Source organism: Planococcus maritimus (assembly GCF_001687625.2).
In the GTDB taxonomy this organism is placed as follows: Bacteria; Bacillota; Bacilli; order Bacillales_A; family Planococcaceae; genus Planococcus; species Planococcus maritimus.
On record NZ_CP016538.2, the window covers coordinates 1,213,423 to 1,229,569 of the forward strand.

16 protein-coding genes and 1 riboswitch are annotated in these 16,147 nt (G+C 47.9%); of the genes, 10 read left to right on the forward strand and 6 right to left on the reverse strand.

Annotated elements, in window-relative coordinates; all coding sequences use genetic code 11:
- Positions 1-22 precede the first annotated feature (22 nt).
- Together BBI11_RS06140 and menC are read left to right on the forward strand one after the other, a co-directional pair.
- On the forward strand, positions 23-1,453 hold the full coding sequence (locus tag BBI11_RS06140) for an o-succinylbenzoate--CoA ligase (RefSeq protein ID WP_068461511.1): 1,431 nt from the start codon (positions 23-25) through the stop codon (positions 1,451-1,453).
- A complete protein-coding gene (menC, locus tag BBI11_RS06145) occupies positions 1,444-2,508 on the forward strand; it encodes an o-succinylbenzoate synthase (RefSeq protein ID WP_068461513.1) in 1,065 nt (354 codons plus the stop codon). Before BBI11_RS06140 ends, menC begins: the two co-directional genes overlap by 10 nt.
- 31 nt (positions 2,509-2,539) lie before the next feature.
- On the opposite strand, the gene BBI11_RS06150 is transcribed toward menC, so the two are convergent.
- Both BBI11_RS06150 and yidD read right to left on the reverse strand, forming a co-directional pair.
- A complete protein-coding gene (locus BBI11_RS06150) occupies positions 2,540-3,580 on the reverse strand; it encodes a metal ABC transporter solute-binding protein, Zn/Mn family (RefSeq protein WP_068461516.1) in 1,041 nt (346 codons plus the stop codon).
- 107 nt (positions 3,581-3,687) lie between these two features.
- Positions 3,688-3,918: a membrane protein insertion efficiency factor YidD gene (yidD, locus tag BBI11_RS06155; RefSeq protein ID WP_068461522.1), complete on the reverse strand. Its 231-nt coding sequence runs from the start codon at positions 3,916-3,918 to the stop codon at positions 3,688-3,690.
- Positions 3,919-4,029: 111 nt separating this feature from the next.
- On the opposite strand from yidD, the gene BBI11_RS06160 reads away from it, so the two are divergent.
- The 3 genes from BBI11_RS06160 to BBI11_RS06170 all read left to right on the forward strand — a co-directional run bounded on the left by BBI11_RS06160 (position 4,030) and on the right by BBI11_RS06170 (position 5,804).
- Positions 4,030-4,476: a Dps family protein gene (locus BBI11_RS06160; protein ID WP_068461525.1), complete on the forward strand. Its 447-nt coding sequence runs from the start codon at positions 4,030-4,032 to the stop codon at positions 4,474-4,476.
- Between the two features lie 67 nt (positions 4,477-4,543).
- Positions 4,544-5,002: an RNA deprotection pyrophosphohydrolase gene (ytkD, locus tag BBI11_RS06165; protein ID WP_068461527.1), complete on the forward strand. Its 459-nt coding sequence runs from the start codon at positions 4,544-4,546 to the stop codon at positions 5,000-5,002.
- A complete protein-coding gene (locus BBI11_RS06170) occupies positions 4,983-5,804 on the forward strand; it encodes an alpha/beta hydrolase family protein (protein ID WP_083389021.1) in 822 nt (273 codons plus the stop codon). The genes ytkD and BBI11_RS06170 overlap by 20 nt, the downstream gene beginning before the upstream one ends.
- A 73-nt stretch (positions 5,805-5,877) precedes the next feature.
- Here the strand turns inward: BBI11_RS06170 and pckA are convergent, their stop codons facing one another.
- Positions 5,878-7,467, reverse strand: coding sequence for a phosphoenolpyruvate carboxykinase (ATP) (gene pckA / locus BBI11_RS06175; RefSeq protein WP_068461528.1), 1,590 nt, complete (start codon positions 7,465-7,467; stop codon positions 5,878-5,880).
- A 237-nt stretch (positions 7,468-7,704) separates the two neighbouring features.
- Positions 7,705-7,815, forward strand: a riboswitch (SAM riboswitch).
- A gap of 203 nt (positions 7,816-8,018) precedes the next feature.
- On the opposite strand from pckA, the gene metK reads away from it, so the two are divergent.
- The gene (gene metK / locus BBI11_RS06180; protein WP_068461530.1) at positions 8,019-9,215 is read left to right on the forward strand and encodes a methionine adenosyltransferase; all 1,197 of its coding nucleotides are present in this window, start codon (positions 8,019-8,021) and stop codon (positions 9,213-9,215) included.
- Between the two features lie 35 nt (positions 9,216-9,250).
- Here metK and BBI11_RS06185 read toward each other — a convergent pair whose 3' ends face one another.
- A complete protein-coding gene (locus BBI11_RS06185) occupies positions 9,251-9,760 on the reverse strand; it encodes a gamma carbonic anhydrase (protein ID WP_068461533.1) in 510 nt (169 codons plus the stop codon).
- 100 nt (positions 9,761-9,860) lie between these two features.
- Here BBI11_RS06185 and BBI11_RS06190 point away from each other — a divergent pair, with 100 nt between their 5' ends.
- The 4 genes from BBI11_RS06190 (at position 9,861) to BBI11_RS06205 (ending at position 14,516) form a co-directional block, all read left to right on the forward strand.
- Positions 9,861-10,661 (forward strand): alpha/beta hydrolase, encoded by an 801-nt coding sequence (locus BBI11_RS06190; RefSeq protein ID WP_068461534.1) that lies wholly within the window; start codon positions 9,861-9,863, stop codon positions 10,659-10,661.
- A 47-nt stretch (positions 10,662-10,708) separates the two neighbouring features.
- Entirely contained in the window at positions 10,709-11,728 is a 1,020-nt protein-coding gene (locus BBI11_RS06195; protein ID WP_068461536.1) for an LLM class flavin-dependent oxidoreductase, read from the forward strand.
- A gap of 106 nt (positions 11,729-11,834) precedes the next feature.
- On the forward strand, positions 11,835-13,433 hold the full coding sequence (locus BBI11_RS06200; RefSeq protein ID WP_068461538.1) for a pyruvate oxidase: 1,599 nt from the start codon (positions 11,835-11,837) through the stop codon (positions 13,431-13,433).
- Positions 13,434-13,493: 60 nt separating this feature from the next.
- Positions 13,494-14,516, forward strand: coding sequence for a zinc-binding alcohol dehydrogenase family protein (locus BBI11_RS06205; RefSeq protein WP_068461540.1), 1,023 nt, complete (start codon positions 13,494-13,496; stop codon positions 14,514-14,516).
- Positions 14,517-14,561: 45 nt separating this feature from the next.
- Here BBI11_RS06205 and mnmM read toward each other — a convergent pair whose 3' ends face one another.
- Both mnmM and mnmL read right to left on the reverse strand, forming a co-directional pair.
- A complete protein-coding gene (mnmM, locus tag BBI11_RS06210; RefSeq protein ID WP_068461542.1) occupies positions 14,562-15,131 on the reverse strand; it encodes a tRNA 5-(aminomethyl)-2-thiouridylate-methyltransferase MnmM in 570 nt (189 codons plus the stop codon).
- Positions 15,128-16,081, reverse strand: a complete 954-nt coding sequence (gene mnmL, locus BBI11_RS06215) for a tRNA modification radical SAM protein MnmL/YtqA (RefSeq protein WP_068461544.1) — start codon at positions 16,079-16,081, stop codon at positions 15,128-15,130. The genes mnmM and mnmL overlap by 4 nt, the downstream gene beginning before the upstream one ends.
- Positions 16,082-16,147: the final 66 nt, after the last annotated feature.

Sequence of the window (16,147 nt, forward strand, 5' to 3'; positions counted from 1 at the left end):
TATAAAAGAAAGGATTTTGAAGATGACTTATCCGAATTGGTTGACTCAACGTGCTTATGTGACGGGCAATCAACTGGCTTTATCATTTAGTGAGGATAACTGGACATTCGCAGAAATAAACGCTATCGCACTTGACTATGCCGGAAAACTGGCGCATTTTGGCATCACGGAACAATCACGAGTGGCTTTATTGGCGAAATCGAATGCTGAAGCGGTTTTTGTCATGTATGGCTGCTTACATCTTGGCTGTGAAATGGTCATGCTCAATGAACGGCTCGCCGCAGCGGAACTGGCTTATCAAATCGAAGATGCGGGCGTGGACCGAGTATTTGCGGATGCTGAATTAATCGAAAAAGTGTTGTCGGCAAAGCCGGTTTCGTTCGAACAATTAAAACAAGCACAACCTGCTGAGTTTAACTTAATAGCGGAATGGGAGAAAGACAGAACTATTTCGATCATGTACACATCAGGAACGACGGGTCAGCCAAAAGGGGTTAGGCAAACCGCTGAAAACCATTTTTCGAGCGCGGTGTCTTCTGCTCTGAATTTAGGCATTGCTCCTGATGACGTTTGGTTATGTACGGTGCCCTTGTTTCACATTAGCGGCTTTTCGATTTTGATGCGCTCGCTCGTCTACGGCATGGGGGTTCGGCTTTACGACAAGTTCGACGCTTCGTCGTGTGCGGAGGAATTGTGCAAGGGGCATGTGACGCATAGTTCGATGGTCGGTGTGACGCTTGACCAAGTATTGCGGGAAATCGAGCAACGCGAATTACGGGTATCTTCGCGTTTCAAGCAAATTCTGGCGGGTGGTGGCCCAGTGCCGGTGTCTTATTTGCAACGGGCGGAAGCGCATGGTATTCAAGTGCTCCAAACTTATGGCATGACGGAAACGTCGTCACAGACGACGACCTTGCAGCCGGCTGATGCGAAAACGAAAATCGGTTCCGCTGGAAAACCTTTGTTTTTGTATCAAGTGAAAATCGATGGGGCAAAACCGGGGGAAGCGGGAGAAATTTTGATTAAAGGGCCACAAGTGACCCCGGGATACATCGGACGTTTTAAAGAACGTACTGTCCAACAAGACGGCTGGCTCGCGACGGGCGATATCGGTTATCTGGACGCAGAAGGGTTTTTATTCGTAGTCGACAGGCGTTCGGATATGCTGGTTTCTGGTGGTGAAAATGTCTATCCGGCTGAAATCGAAAACGTTTTAATGGCGCATCCATCTGTACGTGAAGCTGGAGTTTGTGCAATGGCAGATAGCAAATGGGGCGAAGTGCCGGCAGCGTTTGTCGTGCTTGAAAACCCGCAGATGCTAGAGGAACTCGCGGATTTTTGCCGCGGCAAGCTGGCTGGTTATAAAGTGCCGAAACTGTTCAAGCTAGTGGATGAGCTGCCGCGAAATGCGTCGAATAAACTGCTTAGAAGGGAATTGAAGCAATGGCTGTAAGAATCGCAGACATCCAATTCCATAAAGTGAAAAAGCCATTGAATCAGCCTTTTGTGACTGTCTTGCAGAGAGTGGAGGAGCGGGAAGCTACAGTGGTGATCGTCCAGGATGAGGATGGGCAAGAGGGCTACGGGGAATGTGTGGCGTTTGATACGCCTTGGTATACCTCAGAGACAGTTGTCGGCAGCCGTTTTATTATGGATACCGTATTGATGCCATTGCTTAAGGGACAGTTGTTGGACCATCCTACTGACGCAGCGCGGCTGTTTTCAAAAGTGAAAGGCAACCAGATGGCGAAAGCGGCCATGGAGATGGCTGTCTGGGATTTATTCGCCAAGCAAAAAGGCCTGCCGCTCTATGAGTATGTCGGAGGAGTTCAAAGGCCAGTGCCTGCGGGTGTGGTGGTCGCTGGAAGCAATGATCAATTGGTTGAGAATGTAGAAGCAGCCATAGAGCGTGGATACCGGCGCATCAAATTGAAAATTTCACCTGCAACCGATGCCGTAATGCTCAAAGAGATAGTAGCGGCGCATGCCGAAATATCTTTCTACGCTGATGCCAATGGCAGTTTTTCAGGATTGGCGCTAGAGGAGTTGCTGCCATTTGATGAGGCCGGATTTGCATTAATTGAGCAGCCGTACGGTGAACAGGAATGGACAGCCCACCGAATGGCCAGGGCGAACATGAAAACGCCGATTTGTCTGGATGAAAGCATTCATAGCTTGGAGGATGTGAAGCGTATGACAGAACAACAGGCTGGCGATATCGTCGTCTTGAAAATGGGGCGTCTTGGTGGCTGGGCGGAAACTTTGAAAATTGTCGAGTTCTGCAAACAGTCACAGATTGAAATGTGGGTCGGCGGCATGATCGAGTTTGGCATTTCGAAAGCGCATAATTTGGCGCTTGCTTCTTTACCGGAAATTAAGCTGACGGGTGATTTCTCAGACTCGGGCCATTTTTGGCAAACCGATATTGTTTCTCCGGAAATTCACGTGGAGCATGGGGAAATCAAACTTAGCGAACGCCCAGGAATCGGGTATCAGCTGAATATATAAAAAAACTCGCCGGCTATTCGGCGAGTTTTTGCTATTTCAATACGGTTTCGAGTGCTTGAAGATTTTTTTCCATCAAAGTGAAATACGTTTCGTCGTTGTCGATGTTTTCTTGAGTCAGCACACCGAGGTTATGCATTTCGATCGCTTCGGCCCCGACTTCCTTTTGGATGACTTCCGTCAAATTCGAGGAGACGTTTTGCTCGAAGACGATATATTGGATGTCTTTCTCGCGAGCCATGTCGACGATTTCCGTCAATTCTTTCTGGGACGGTTCATCTTGGCTATTCAATCCTGCGACGGCGACTTGTTCAAATCCATAAGGTTCGGCCAGATAGCCGAAAGCCGCGTGTGACACGAAAAAGGTATCGCGTTCGACTTTTGTGTGTAGATTTTGGAAGGATTCATCGAGCGTTTCGAGTTCTGCGACGAGCTCTTCGTAATTTTCCTCAAATTGTTCTGCGCCTTGTGGGTCTTGCTCGATTAGGGAATCACGGACAGAAGCAGCGAGTTCTTGGCTTAATACTGGGGAGATCCACACGTGTGGGTCGGTGGAGCCATGGTCATGCCCTTCATGGCCGCTCTCTTCCTCTTGGCTTTCGCCTTCTCCAGCATGGCCATCCTCTTCGTGTTCATGTGCATCCTCCTCTTCATGGCCGTGTTCGTCCTCTGTATGTGTACCTGCCGCGTCTTCGAGTTGTTCATCGGATATGCCATCTGCGGTTACGACAAATTCAAGGTCTTCGTTTTGCAGCGTTTCCTGTGCGCTGTCGATGAAGCCTTCAAGGCCTAATCCGACATAAAAGAGCAAGTCGGCGTCTGCCATATTGATCATGTCTTTTTGAGTCGGTTCAAAACTGTGTTCGTTTGCTCCAGCTGGATAAACCGATTTAACATCGACGCGATCGCCGCCTATGCGTTCTGCAAAATAGACTAGCGGGTAAACGGTCGCATAAACATCGAGCTTTCCTTCCGCTGCTTCATCTTCCGCTCCGTTGCCGGGTTCTGTGGTATTGCCACACGCGGCTAGCAATGAAATAAGTGCGATTCCCGATAATGCTGCTAATTTCTTCATATTAAATGTCCCTCCGAGTTTTTGGTGAATGATAAAATGTAATCATTACGTTTTATTGACTCTTAGAATCATACAATAGAACGCTCTTGAACACAAGAAAAACCCGCCTATTTTTTAGGGGGCCATTCTTCGGGGACAAAATCTACTCCGCCTTTATGGAACGGATGGCAGCTCAATATGCGACGAGTTGCGAGATAGCCGCCTTTTAAAGCTCCGTGTTTTTCTACGGCTTCAATGCCGTAATGAGAGCAAGTTGGATAGAACCTGCAGCTCGGCGGGGACAAGGGAGAGATGAAGCGTTGATAAAAACGGAACAATTTGATCAATGCAGTTTTCATGGTGAGACCACTTCTTTCTCGTTTGATTGAGATTCGTTGATGTTTATTGTAGAGCTTTCAGAGGTAATTATAAAGCATAGGAACTTATTAAAAAATGGAGAGTGATGTCTTGTGTCAACAGCTTTAAATGAAGAATTAAATGTTCAAGTCGCTTCGTGGTCAGTAATTTATACGAAATTACATAATTTCCACTGGTATGTTAAAGGGCCTTCTTTCTTTACTTTGCACGTGAAATTTGAAGAACTATATAACGAGGCGACGCTTCATATGGATGAAATTGCGGAGCGCTTGCTGGCACTAGGCGGGAAGCCTGTTGCGACGATGAAAGAACAACTTGAACTGTCGGTCGTCGATGAAGCGACAAGCAGCGAAAGCGCGGAGCAAATGGTCGATAACATCGTTTCCGATTATGACAAAATCATGAAATCTTTGAAAAAGGGAATGGAACTCGCCTCTCAAGACGGTGATGACATGACAGAAGACATGTTCAATGCCATTCATCAAAACTTGGAAAAGCATTCCTGGATGCTGTCTGCATTTCTTGGCGAAAAGAAGTAGAATAGAAGAAATGGGCGTACGACCGATAGCCGGTTGTACGCTTTTTCTGAAGCCGGGAGGATGTTCGATGGAGTATAGAGATTTGAATGGATGTGTTTGCCACTTGTTTTTTGAAAAGGGGCGGTCGCAAATTGAAAGCCGGCATGTGCTGGTCATCGGGAAGTTTGAAGGGCAGTGGCTATTGACGAGACATTCTGTTCGTGGACTTGAATTTCCTGGAGGTAAAGCAGAGCCAGGTGAATCACTGGAACAGGCAGCGAAGCGGGAAGTTTATGAAGAAACCGGAGCCGTCGTGAATGAATTGGAATGGCTCGCGGAGTATCAAGTTCATACAGATCAAGCTTTCAGTAAAACAGTATTTACTGCGACTATCAAGAACATGAAGAGTGTGCAGTGGATGGAGACAGAGGGTCCTGTACTGGTTCCGAAACTTATGGTCGATGAAAATTACAGCTTCCTCATGCGCGACGCGGGGATGGAAGCGATTATAGAGAAGGTGAAGACTATTGAAAAATGGAGACATTGAATCGATGAGGTGGTATCCTTCGCCGAATCCGAATGTGCGCTTGAGCGAAGTGACGTATTGGTCTGAGGGCTTGCGCATTAAAGGCTTGCTGGCAGAACCGAAAACCGTTTCAAGCGGCAGCGGAATCTTATATTTGCGCGGTGGCATCCAATCAATTGGAATGGTAAGACCGGCACGGATCGCGCAATTTGCAGGCATGGGATTTACTGTGTTCGCGCCTTATTACAGGGGCAATCGGGGCGGTGAAGGGAAAGACGAATTTGCCGGTGCAGATCGCTATGATGCTGTCCATGCCGTGGATGTGCTAAAGAAATTCAGTACTGGTCCGGTACATTTATTGGCCTTTTCACGTGGCGGCATTATGGCCTTGTGGACAGCTATTTTGAGAAATGATATTTGTTCTGTCGTAACCTGGGCTGGTGTAACAGATACGGTACTGACCTATAAAGAGCGGCTGGATATGCGCCGCATGATGAAACGGCTTTACGGCGGCACGCCGAATACCGCACTTCCGGCATTTGAAGAGCGTAATCCGTTGATGCATATCGGAGAAAGCAAGGCAGCTTACCTGATTATCCATGGCTTGAAAGACGATAATGTCTCACCTCAGCAAGCCTTTCTGTTAGAACAAGCTTTGGAACTCAATCATCAGCCTTGTGAAACCTGGTATTTTCCAGATTATACGCATTTCTTCCCACCTTTGGCGAACCGTAAAACCGCGAAGGCATTGACGGTATGGATGAAAGATCAGGAGAAGCGCAAAAATGGCATAGTTAGTCGTCAAGATGAGGTAGAAGCTTAAGTAGAAATCCACAATAAAATAAACAAAAAAGGCCAAGAGAAATGACTCATTTCTCTTGGCCTTTTTAATTGGATTAATTATGCGTAGGGCCGCCTTTTTGGCTGATGCCAGCATCCACAGTACCGAATTTTTCAAAGTTGTCTTTGAATTTCTTCGCCAGTTCCTGTGCTTTTTGGTCATAAGCTTCTTTATCAGCCCATGCGTTGCGTGGATTCAAAACTTCGGTCGGGACGCCAGGAATTTCTTTCGGCATATTCAATCCGAAGACCGATTCGTGTTCCATGTCGACACCGTTCAAGTCGCCGCGGATTGCTGCGCGGACCATCGTGCGTGTGTAGGACAATTTCATGCGGCTCCCGACGCCGTATTCGCCGCCAGTCCATCCCGTGTTTACGAGGTAGACGTCTGCACCGTGCTCATCGATCTTGTCGCCGAGCATTTCAGCGTAAACGGTTGCGTGAAGCGGAAGGAATGGAGAGCCGAAGCAAGTCGAGAAGGTTGCTTCAGGTGACGTGACACCGCGTTCTGTGCCAGCCAATTTCGATGTGTAACCGCTAAGGAAATGATACATCGCTTGCTCTTTCGTCAATTTGCTGATTGGAGGCAATACGCCGAATGCATCAGCCGTCAAGAAGACGATCGTTTTCGGGTGTCCTGCAACAGAAGGGACGACGATATTATCGATGGCATCGATCGGATAAGCTGCACGCGTATTTTCAGTCAGCGAGCCGTCATCGTAATCCGGGATGCGGGTATCTTCATCGACCACTACGTTTTCTAGTACCGAGCCGAAACGAATCGCGTCAAAAATTTGTGGTTCGTTTTCACGTGATAGATTAATTGTTTTGGCATAGCAGCCGCCTTCGATATTGAAGACGCCGTTATCGGACCAGCCATGCTCGTCGTCACCGATCAATTTGCGGTCTTCATCAGCCGACAAGGTTGTTTTTCCAGTACCTGAAAGGCCGAAGAACAAAGCAACATCATCGTTTTTGCCGACGTTTGCTGAGCAATGCATCGGGAGGATGTCTTTTTCAGGAAGGATATAGTTCATGATCGAGAAGATGGATTTCTTCATTTCGCCAGCGTATTCCGTACCGCCGATCAAGATGATTTTCTTTTCCATCGATACGATGATAAAGGTCTCAGAATCCGTTCCGTCCACTGCAGGGTCTGCGTGGAAAGTCGGAGCGTAAACGACAGTGAATTCAGCTTCATGCGTCTTCAATTCTTCCGCAGTAGGGCGGATAAACAATTGATGGGCGAATAGGTTATGCCAAGCGTATTCATTGATCGTCTGAATCGCCAGACGCGATTCAGGATCTGCACCGGCAAAGCCTTTGAAGACATACAAAGCGTCTTTTTCTTTCAAATGATTGATGACTTTAGCATATAGGTTTTCAAAAATATCAGAGGAAATCGGGCGATTGACAGTGCCCCAGTCAATTTTGTCTTTCGAAATTGCCTCTTCTACCATATACTTGTCTTTAGGCGAACGGCCTGTATATTTGCCAGTTTCCGCTTTGACAGCGCCTTCACGCGTAAGAACAGCCTCCCCGCGGGATGTTGCCGCTTCCACCAATTGGGGAACGGATAATTGCATATGGATATTCGAGCCGTTCACAAGCTCTTTCAAATCATTTGATAGGTTCACTGAAGTCATATATATGTACCTTCCTTTTCGTTTATTCCCAAATGAATGGGGAAGATGTATATTCGAACATTAGTATAACACATTGCCATGATTAGTCTATACTAATAACTAGAAATCTGTCGATGTTCGCGATTTGTGTTTATACAATAGTAGAAAAAGATGCATGCTTAAAAGTCTGACAACCGTTTCCTTTAAAAACGTTGACAGCGCTTGACTCATTCCGTATGATGGGAAATTGAACGGATACTCTTATTCCGAGCTGGTGGAGGGTGCAGGCCCTACGAAACCCGGCAACCTGCTGTTTATGCAGCGATGGTGCCCAACCTGAAGCAAGGCGTATGCCTTGGACGATAAGAGTGAAAGGTGCTTATGATGATTATTCCTTTCCTCATTGCTTAAAGATGAGAGAAGGGATTTTTTTATGGAATGCCCTTAATCCTCGTGTGCAGGCTGAAAAAGCTGGAAGTTCAATTCCCTCTAGGGAAACGGACTTGACATGGGAAAACGAGTACCGTATCAATTTCGAGAGCAATCTCGCAGGATATAAGGAGGAACTTTTTTTGACAAACCGTCGATTATTCACATCAGAATCAGTAACAGAGGGCCATCCGGATAAGATTTGCGACCAAATTTCAGATGCAATTCTGGATGCCATCCTAACAGAAGACCCAAATGCACGCGTGGCATGCGAAACCACTGTAACAACAGGACTTGTCCTTGTTGCAGGAGAGATCACGACATCTACTTACGTAGACATTCCAAAAGTTGTCCGCCAAACCGTCAAAGAAATTGGCTATACGCGCGCGAAATACGGATTCGACTCCGAGACGAGTGCTGTGTTAACGGCAATCGATGAGCAATCGGCGGATATCGCTGCAGGCGTCAACGTGGCACTTGAAGCTCGTGAAGGACAGATGACCGATAAGGAATTGGATGAAATTGGGGCAGGCGACCAAGGCTTGATGTTTGGTTATGCTTCCAACGAAACAGAAGAATTGATGCCATTGCCGATCAGCTTGGCGCACAAACTTGCACGCCGCCTGGCGGAAGTGCGCAAAGAAGAAATCTTGCCGTATTTGCGCCCTGATGGCAAAACGCAAGTAACGATTGAATACGATGAAAACAATCAACCGGTGCGTGTCGATACGATTGTCATTTCAACGCAGCATCATCCGGAAGTTTCTTTGGAGCAAATCCAGCGCAACTTGAAGGAATATGTCATCAATGAAGTCGTACCGGCTGAATTGCTTGATGCAGAGACAAAATACTTCATCAACCCGACTGGCCGCTTCGTAATCGGCGGGCCACAAGGCGATGCTGGTCTTACTGGCCGTAAAATCATTGTTGATACGTACGGTGGCTACGCAAGACACGGTGGAGGCGCATTCTCTGGTAAAGACGCAACGAAAGTTGACCGTTCCGGTGCTTATGCAGCCCGTTACGTCGCGAAAAATATCGTCGCTTCTGGACTTGCTGATAAGTGTGAAGTGCAGCTTGCCTATGCAATCGGCGTTGCACATCCGGTATCGATTGCGGTCGATACGTTCGGTACAGGCAAAGTCAGCGAAGATAAATTCATCGAACTAGTACGCGCGAACTTCGATTTGCGTCCAGCCGGCATCATCAAGATGTTGGATCTGCGCCGCCCAATTTACAAACAAACAGCGGCTTATGGCCACTTCGGACGCACGGATGTCGACCTTCCGTGGGAACGCACAGACAAAGCGGATGCTTTGAAACAACAAGCGAACGCATAAGAAAAAAGCAGGCGGAAAAATTCCGTCTGCTTTTTCTATTGAAGAGATTTATAGTAGGCGGCTTTTTCCGCATACTCCCGGACGATGCGTTCCATATCTGTTTTGTCCGCTTCGTTTAATTCGCGCACTACTTTTGCGGGGCGTCCGAATGCGAGCGTGCCGGCTGGAATGGTTTTTCCTTGCGGCACAAGGCTTCCGGCGCCGATAAAAGCACCTTCCCCGATCTCCGCGCCATCGAGGATTATCGAGCCCATGCCGACGAGCGCGCCTTTTCTCACGGTGCAGCTGTGCAAGGTCACTTGGTGGCCAATCGTTACATCGTCTTCAAGTATAAGAGGGGTGTTCGGACTTTGGTGTAACATTGATAAATCCTGGATATTGGTGTTGTTTCCGATAATGGTCGGGGCAACGTCTCCACGGATAACGGTATTGAACCAGACCGATGAATGAGCTCCGATTGTGACATCGCCTGTTATAGTCGAATAATCAGCGATAAATGCAGATTTGTCAATTTTTGGTGATTTGTCTTTATATGGATAGATCATGGCAAAGCTCCTTTAAGATTGATAAGATGTAATTAGTTCTAATCGTATCAAAACATTGGAAAAGGTCAATCGATCGAGCTGGATAAGGGAGGCGCGCGTTATGTGGAAGTGGCAAGCAGAAGGTGAAGCGAAAGGCGTCGTGGTGTTGATTCATAGTGCCTATGAGGAACATCAGCGTTATGCATGGCAAATCGAAAACTGGCGCAGGAATGGCTTTCATGTGTATATGGCTGATTTACCAGGCCACGGAACGCAGACATCAGCCGATGCTGTGCACCGGGAATCTTTCTATGATTACGACAAAACCGCTGCTGAACTGCTGCGCTTAGCGGCAGAAAATAACTTGCCGGTTATTCTTTCTGGACACGGGCTTGGCGCTTCGATCGCTATCCATGCGCTATCAGAAAATCGCCATCCTGTTGCTGGCGCCATCCTAAGCTCTCCTTGGTTTGAGCTGCAAAAAGTCCCGAGCAAGCCAACACTTGCCTTGTCCGGACTCAGCAAACTGACCGGCAAAGGGAAAGTCGACCACGGAGTGGAATTGCGTCATTTGACGAGACGTAAATTCCAAGAAGAGTCGGCGAAAGCGCCTCAAGCGATCCAATCGCTCAGTTCGCCGGCTTGGTGGAAAGAATTACTCGTTTATTTGGAGCAGGCCGCACATCTACAGTTGCCGGATATGCCGATTATGCTTCAGACGGGCCAGCGGGATTTGATTACGCAGACGAAAGCTGGACGGTCATGGCTGTCCAAGCAGTCTGCGAATGAATTTCATTTTAAGGAATGGCCGTTCTGCTATCACGATTTGCTGCAAGAACCGGAGCGCGATGAAATATTCAAGTCCATGCTGCATTTTGCCGAAACGGCAGTTGAAGCGGAAAGAATGCGCCGCAGCCAATAATCCTTTAATCTATTCACAACGATAGTTAATAAAAAGGAGAGATGGAAATGCCGCTTCGTTTCAGCATATTGGATCAATCTCCGGTTTCTCAAGGACAGACAGCGCAACAAGCGCTAGCTGATACGGTGCAGTTAGCACAACACGCAGAAGACTGGGGCTATACGCGTTTTTGGGTATCGGAACATCACGATGCCAAAACCCTAGCCGGTTCTTCTCCGGAGATCTTAATCAGTCATATCGGCGCGAGAACGAGGTCGATCCGCCTTGGTTCCGGCGGCGTCATGCTGCCGCATTATTCGGCCTTCAAAGTGGCCGAGAATTTCAATTTACTGGAGAGTTTATACCCTGGCCGCATTGATGCTGGAGTGGGCCGTGCGCCAGGTGGCATGCCGAGAGCCTCATTCGCTTTATCGAATGGACGTGTGCGGGATGCGGGACGTTTTCCGGAGCAGTTGGATGAGCTGCGCATGTATTTGGAAAACAGCATTCCAGAAAGCCATGATTACTACGGCATGAAAGCGACACCCCTGCCACCACATGCACCGCCGATCTGGATGCTCGGCTCTGGTGAAGGATCTGCGCGCTTGGCGGCCGAAAAGGGCTTGCCGTATATGTTCGCTCATTTCATTAATGGCGAAGGCGGACAGCCATTTGCAAACAGCTACAGAAAAACATTCGTCCCTCATAAAGGCAACAAGCCGTATGTGGGCCTAGCGATTTTTGCCGTATGTCAGGACACACAAGAACAGGCGGAATACGTCGCGTCTTCCTTGGATCTGTCTCTTGCGATGGGGGCGCAAGCAATGCCTTCTGACGGGACGCCCCCGCCTGATCAAGCGCTTACTTATGAGTATTCAAAATTTGAAAAGCTGCTCGTGGCAGAAAATCGCCGGCGCATGGTCGTCGGGGACCCTGTACAAGTGGTGGATCAATTGGAAGCGCTTGGTGAAGAATACGGGGCTGATGAAGTGATGATTGTCTCTGTCGCTTATGACTTCAATGATAAATTAACGACGTTCCGATTGATCGCTGAAGAAATGAAAAAAAGAATCTCTGAAAAGCAGTAGGCTGATAAACAGCTTGCTGCTTTTTTATATGGATAGAAAAAGGTTTAGAGATGCGCTGGAAGGATAAAGAGTTGAAACAACAGAAATCAGGAAAGAAGGAATGAATATGTTCGATCGTACCGCAGGCAGCCACACAGTAGAATTATTAAAGCAATGGAATGTAGACCATATATACGGAATGCCGGGAGATTCTATTAACGAATTGATGGAAGAATTACGCAAAGTGGACATTCGCTTTATCCAGATCCGTCACGAAGAAACCGGCGCGCTTGCCGCCTCGGCCTATTCGAAACTGACAGGGCACATCGGCGTGTGCTTGTCGATTGCGGGACCTGGGGCGATTCATTTACAAAACGGCTTGTATGATGCGAAGAAAGACAAAACACCGGTACTTGCGATTGTCGGTCAAGTAGCCAGCGACTCCATTGGCACCGACACGTTTCAGGAGTTGAAATTGGAATCGATGTTTGAAGACGTATCGGTCTATAACCGCCGCGTGCAAACCGCCGAGCAATTGCCCGATATGCTCAACCAGGCAGTCCGTGCAGCTTACGCTGAAAAAGGGCCGGCTGTCCTTGTCGTCTCGGATGATTTATTCAGCACGAAAATTAAACGCGACCAACAGATGACGTCCCCCGAATATTCAGAACCACACATCCGGGCAGCACAAGACGATTTGACTAAGGCACTCGAGCTATTGCAATCTGCGAAAAAACCAGTCATTCTGGCAGGCAAAGGCGCGCAGAATGCTTCTAGTGAAGTATTGGCATTCTCCGATAAATTAAACGCGCCGCTGATTGCTTCGCTTCCGGCAAAAGGCTTGGTTCCAGATGACCACCCGAATAATTTAGGGCAGCTCGGGCAACTCGGGACAGAGCCGGCAAAACAAGCGATGAAGCAGACAGACCTCGTCATCCTAGCAGGTACTGCTTATCCATACCGTGAGTATTTGCCGGAAAAAGCGCAAGCTATCCAGATTGATGTCGACCCTCGAGTAATCGGCAAATATTATCCAGCGACAGTTGGGATTGTGGGTGATCTTGGACCGGCACTTTCTTGGTTAACAGGTCAGCTCGGTGAACGAGATGCTGGTTTTTTAGAGGAATTCAAAGAGAAAAGGAACGATTGGCATGACAAGCTGCAGGCAGATATCGATAAACAAACCGATAAACTCCAGCCCCAGCAAGTGATCGGTGAAATCCAACACATCATGGAGCGCGATGCCGTCGTTTCGCTCGATGTCGGGAGCATCACGATTTGGACGGCAAAATATTTGCAGCTGACTGGGCAAAAGCTCGTATTGTCGTCGTGGCTCGGTACGATGGGCTGCGGTCTTCCTGGGGCTTTAGCAGCGAAACTGGCCTATCCCGATAGACAAGCGATCGCCATTGTCGGAGACGGCGGATTTTCTATGGGCATGCAAGATTTTGTCACCGCAGTGAAATACGATTTGCCGATGCTCGTCATCGTCTTCAACAACCAAAAGCTTCAATTAATCGAAGACGAACAGAAAATGACGGGCAACAAGCCGACAAATGTCGAAATTGCCAATATCGATTTTGCGGCATTCGCCATCGCGTGCGGCGGAGAGGGGTATACCGTAAAAACGCGCGAAGAATTACAAGATGCCTTATCGAAAGTGAAAACAAGCAAAAGGCCAGTGGTTGTTGATGCTTACGTTGAAGATATTTCGGCTGTGCAATAGAACGAATGGCAATGAATATATGAATAAAGGAAAGAGAGGCGAAGTGAATTGAGTTCAAAAATGACAGCACTTGGATTTTACAAACCTGGAAATACGGAACAGCCACCGGAATTTGAAGCGGTAGAATTGGATAAGCCTGAGCCAAAAGAGCATGATTTGCTTGTCGAGGTAAAGGCCGTGTCAGTGAACCCGACCGATTATAAAACACGCGATGCAAAAAAGCAGGACGATGATTCCTTGACGATCGTCGGGCGAGACGTTGCTGGAGTGGTGGTGGCCGTTGGCAATGAGTGTTCATTGTTCGAAGTAGGTGATGAAGTATTCTACGCAGGCACCAACGTTAGAGCAGGCGGTCATAGCGAATTTCATATAGTTGATGAGCGCATCGTTGGCCATAAACCGAAAAAGTTGGATTTTGCGCATGCGGCAGCCTTGCCTTTAACAGGCGTCACGGCGATGGAAGCTTTATTTGTCCGCTTGGGCATCTCCAAAAACCCTCAAGACAACGAAGGCAAAAATATTCTCATCATCGGGGCTGCAGGCGGTGTCGGTTCGATTGCGACGCAAATTGCAAACTTAGTTGGACTGACGGTTATTGGAACGGCGTCACGGCAGGAAACGATGGAGTGGACAGAAAAACTTGGATCACATTTTATAATTGACCATCATGAGGAATTGTTGCCTCAATTAGAGAAAGTAGGTATTGCAGGTGTGGACTATATTTTCTGTCTGACCAATACCGATGACCACATGGCAGGAATGGCTGAGGCAATCAAGCCTCAAGGTAAGATTTGTTCCATCCTGCCAGCGTTTGAACCACTTGCTCCGTCCCTGTTCGGAAAAAGCGTAACTTTTGTGTATGAATTAATGTACACACGTTCAATGTATCAAACGAAGGATATGATCGATCAGCACCATTTGTTGAATGAATTGTCGGATTGGGCGGATATGGGCAAGATCCGGTCGACACTTAATGACAGGATGACGCCAATCAATGCTGCAAATTTGAAAGAAGCTTACGGAAAATTGATGTCCGGCAAGACAATCGGGAAAATCGTCCTAGAAGGCCCGGTAGAGAAATGAGTAAAAGAGCAGCGTGCAAATGCACGCTGCTCTTTACTTTTGGACTCACTTTTGTTTGCGCGGTTGTTTTTTTTCGATGGCGACCAAAAAGGGCGGGGAATGCTGTTGATTGATGAATTCATATTTCATGACATCGTAGTCGACTTGCGGCAATTGCTTGACGTAATCCATGACAGCGTCGCGCTCTTCGCTGCCGCCATCATGTCCTGAATAAATGACCACCAGCACCAAGCCGTTAACCTTTAACCGCTCTAGGCATTGGCCGATTGCCTGCAAAGTACTGTCAGCTTTTGTGATGATAGAGTGGTCGCCTTTTGGCAAATAGCCGAGATTAAAGACGGCGGCGGCAATCGGCTCTGTTACATATTGTTCGATTTTCGCGTGGCTATCACAAATCAATTCGACATGGGGAAAATTTTCGACGCGCTGTTTGGTCGCTTCGATGGCTTGTGCTTGAATATCGAAGGCGTACACTTTTCCGCTATTACCGGTAAGTCCCGCGAGGAAATGGGTATCGTGCCCATTTCCGGCGGTGGCATCTACTGCAATGTCCCCAGGTTGAATAGCTTGTTCGAGCAAAGATTTAGTGAACGGCAAGACACGTTGCAAAGTCATAAAACCACACTCCCGACAAAATGCTTTCCTTGCCAGCTGCCGCGTGTTTCAAGTTCTTTGTCAATACCATTCAACACTTCCCATTTATTGGTGCTCCACATCGGTCCAATCATCAAATCGATCGGCCCGTCTCCTGTGATGCGCTGGACGACCATATCTGGCGGGATGATTTCCAATTGATCGGCGACCAGTTGGATATAGGCATCTTTTTCCATAAATTCGAGCATACCTTTTTCGTATTGTTTGACCATGGGGGTGCCATTCAGTAAATGCAATAGATGGATCTTGATCCCTTGAACGTCGAGCTGTGCGACGGCACGAGCTGTTTCCATCATCATGTCTTGGTCTTCAAGCGGTAGGCCGTTGATGATATGGCTGCAAATATTGATGCCGTGTGCCCTCAGTTTGTCGACGCCTATTTTGTATGTATCAAAATCATGCGCGCGGTTGATGAGGCGGGCGGTGCGCTCGTGAACCGTTTGCAAGCCGAGTTCTACCCACAAATACGTGCGTTCATTGAGTTCGGCCAAGTATTCAACGACTTCATCAGGCAAACAATCAGGACGTGTGCCGATGCTGATGCCGACGACATTGTCCTGCGCGAGTGCCGCTTCGAATTGCTTTTTAATGACGTCGATCGGCGCATGAGTATTCGTATAAGCCTGGAAATAGGCGATGTATTTGGCATCTTTCCATTTGCGGTGCATATTGGCTTTTACTTGCTCGAATTGAACGGGAATCGGATCGACGCGATCGCCGGCGAAATCGCCGGATCCTGCAACCGAGCAAAAGGTGCAGCCGCCAAAAGCGACCGTGCCGTCGCGGTTTGGGCAATCAAATCCAGCATCGAGCGAAATCTTCATGATCTTTTCGCCGAACTGGTCGCGCAAATGGCGATTCCATGTATAGTAACGCTTCCCGTCGCTTGGGAAAGGGAATTCCTTGTTCATATTAAAACCACTCCTTGCTCGCTATTATAACACGCAGCTGCCAGCCGGAAAGCTTGTGCGCCACGA

What these genes read in the sequence shown, in the direction of transcription:
- BBI11_RS06140 (WP_068461511.1), top strand. Translation starts at nt 23, where the DNA reads ATGACTTATCCGAATTGGTTGACTCAACGTGCTTATGTGACGGGCAAT.
- BBI11_RS06205 (WP_068461540.1), top strand. Translation starts at nt 13,494, where the DNA reads ATGACAGCACTTGGATTTTACAAACCTGGAAATACGGAACAGCCACCG.
- BBI11_RS06200 (WP_068461538.1), top strand. Translation starts at nt 11,835, where the DNA reads ATGTTCGATCGTACCGCAGGCAGCCACACAGTAGAATTATTAAAGCAA.
- BBI11_RS06190 (WP_068461534.1), top strand. Translation starts at nt 9,861, where the DNA reads ATGTGGAAGTGGCAAGCAGAAGGTGAAGCGAAAGGCGTCGTGGTGTTG.
- BBI11_RS06150 (WP_068461516.1), bottom strand. Translation starts at nt 3,580, where the DNA reads ATGAAGAAATTAGCAGCATTATCGGGAATCGCACTTATTTCATTGCTA.
- yidD (WP_068461522.1), bottom strand. Translation starts at nt 3,918, where the DNA reads ATGAAAACTGCATTGATCAAATTGTTCCGTTTTTATCAACGCTTCATC.
- BBI11_RS06195 (WP_068461536.1), top strand. Translation starts at nt 10,709, where the DNA reads ATGCCGCTTCGTTTCAGCATATTGGATCAATCTCCGGTTTCTCAAGGA.
- menC (WP_068461513.1), top strand. Translation starts at nt 1,444, where the DNA reads ATGGCTGTAAGAATCGCAGACATCCAATTCCATAAAGTGAAAAAGCCA.
- BBI11_RS06185 (WP_068461533.1), bottom strand. Translation starts at nt 9,760, where the DNA reads ATGATCTATCCATATAAAGACAAATCACCAAAAATTGACAAATCTGCA.
- mnmL (WP_068461544.1), bottom strand. Translation starts at nt 16,081, where the DNA reads ATGAACAAGGAATTCCCTTTCCCAAGCGACGGGAAGCGTTACTATACA.
- ytkD (WP_068461527.1), top strand. Translation starts at nt 4,544, where the DNA reads ATGGAGTATAGAGATTTGAATGGATGTGTTTGCCACTTGTTTTTTGAA.
- pckA (WP_068461528.1), bottom strand. Translation starts at nt 7,467, where the DNA reads ATGACTTCAGTGAACCTATCAAATGATTTGAAAGAGCTTGTGAACGGC.
- mnmM (WP_068461542.1), bottom strand. Translation starts at nt 15,131, where the DNA reads ATGACTTTGCAACGTGTCTTGCCGTTCACTAAATCTTTGCTCGAACAA.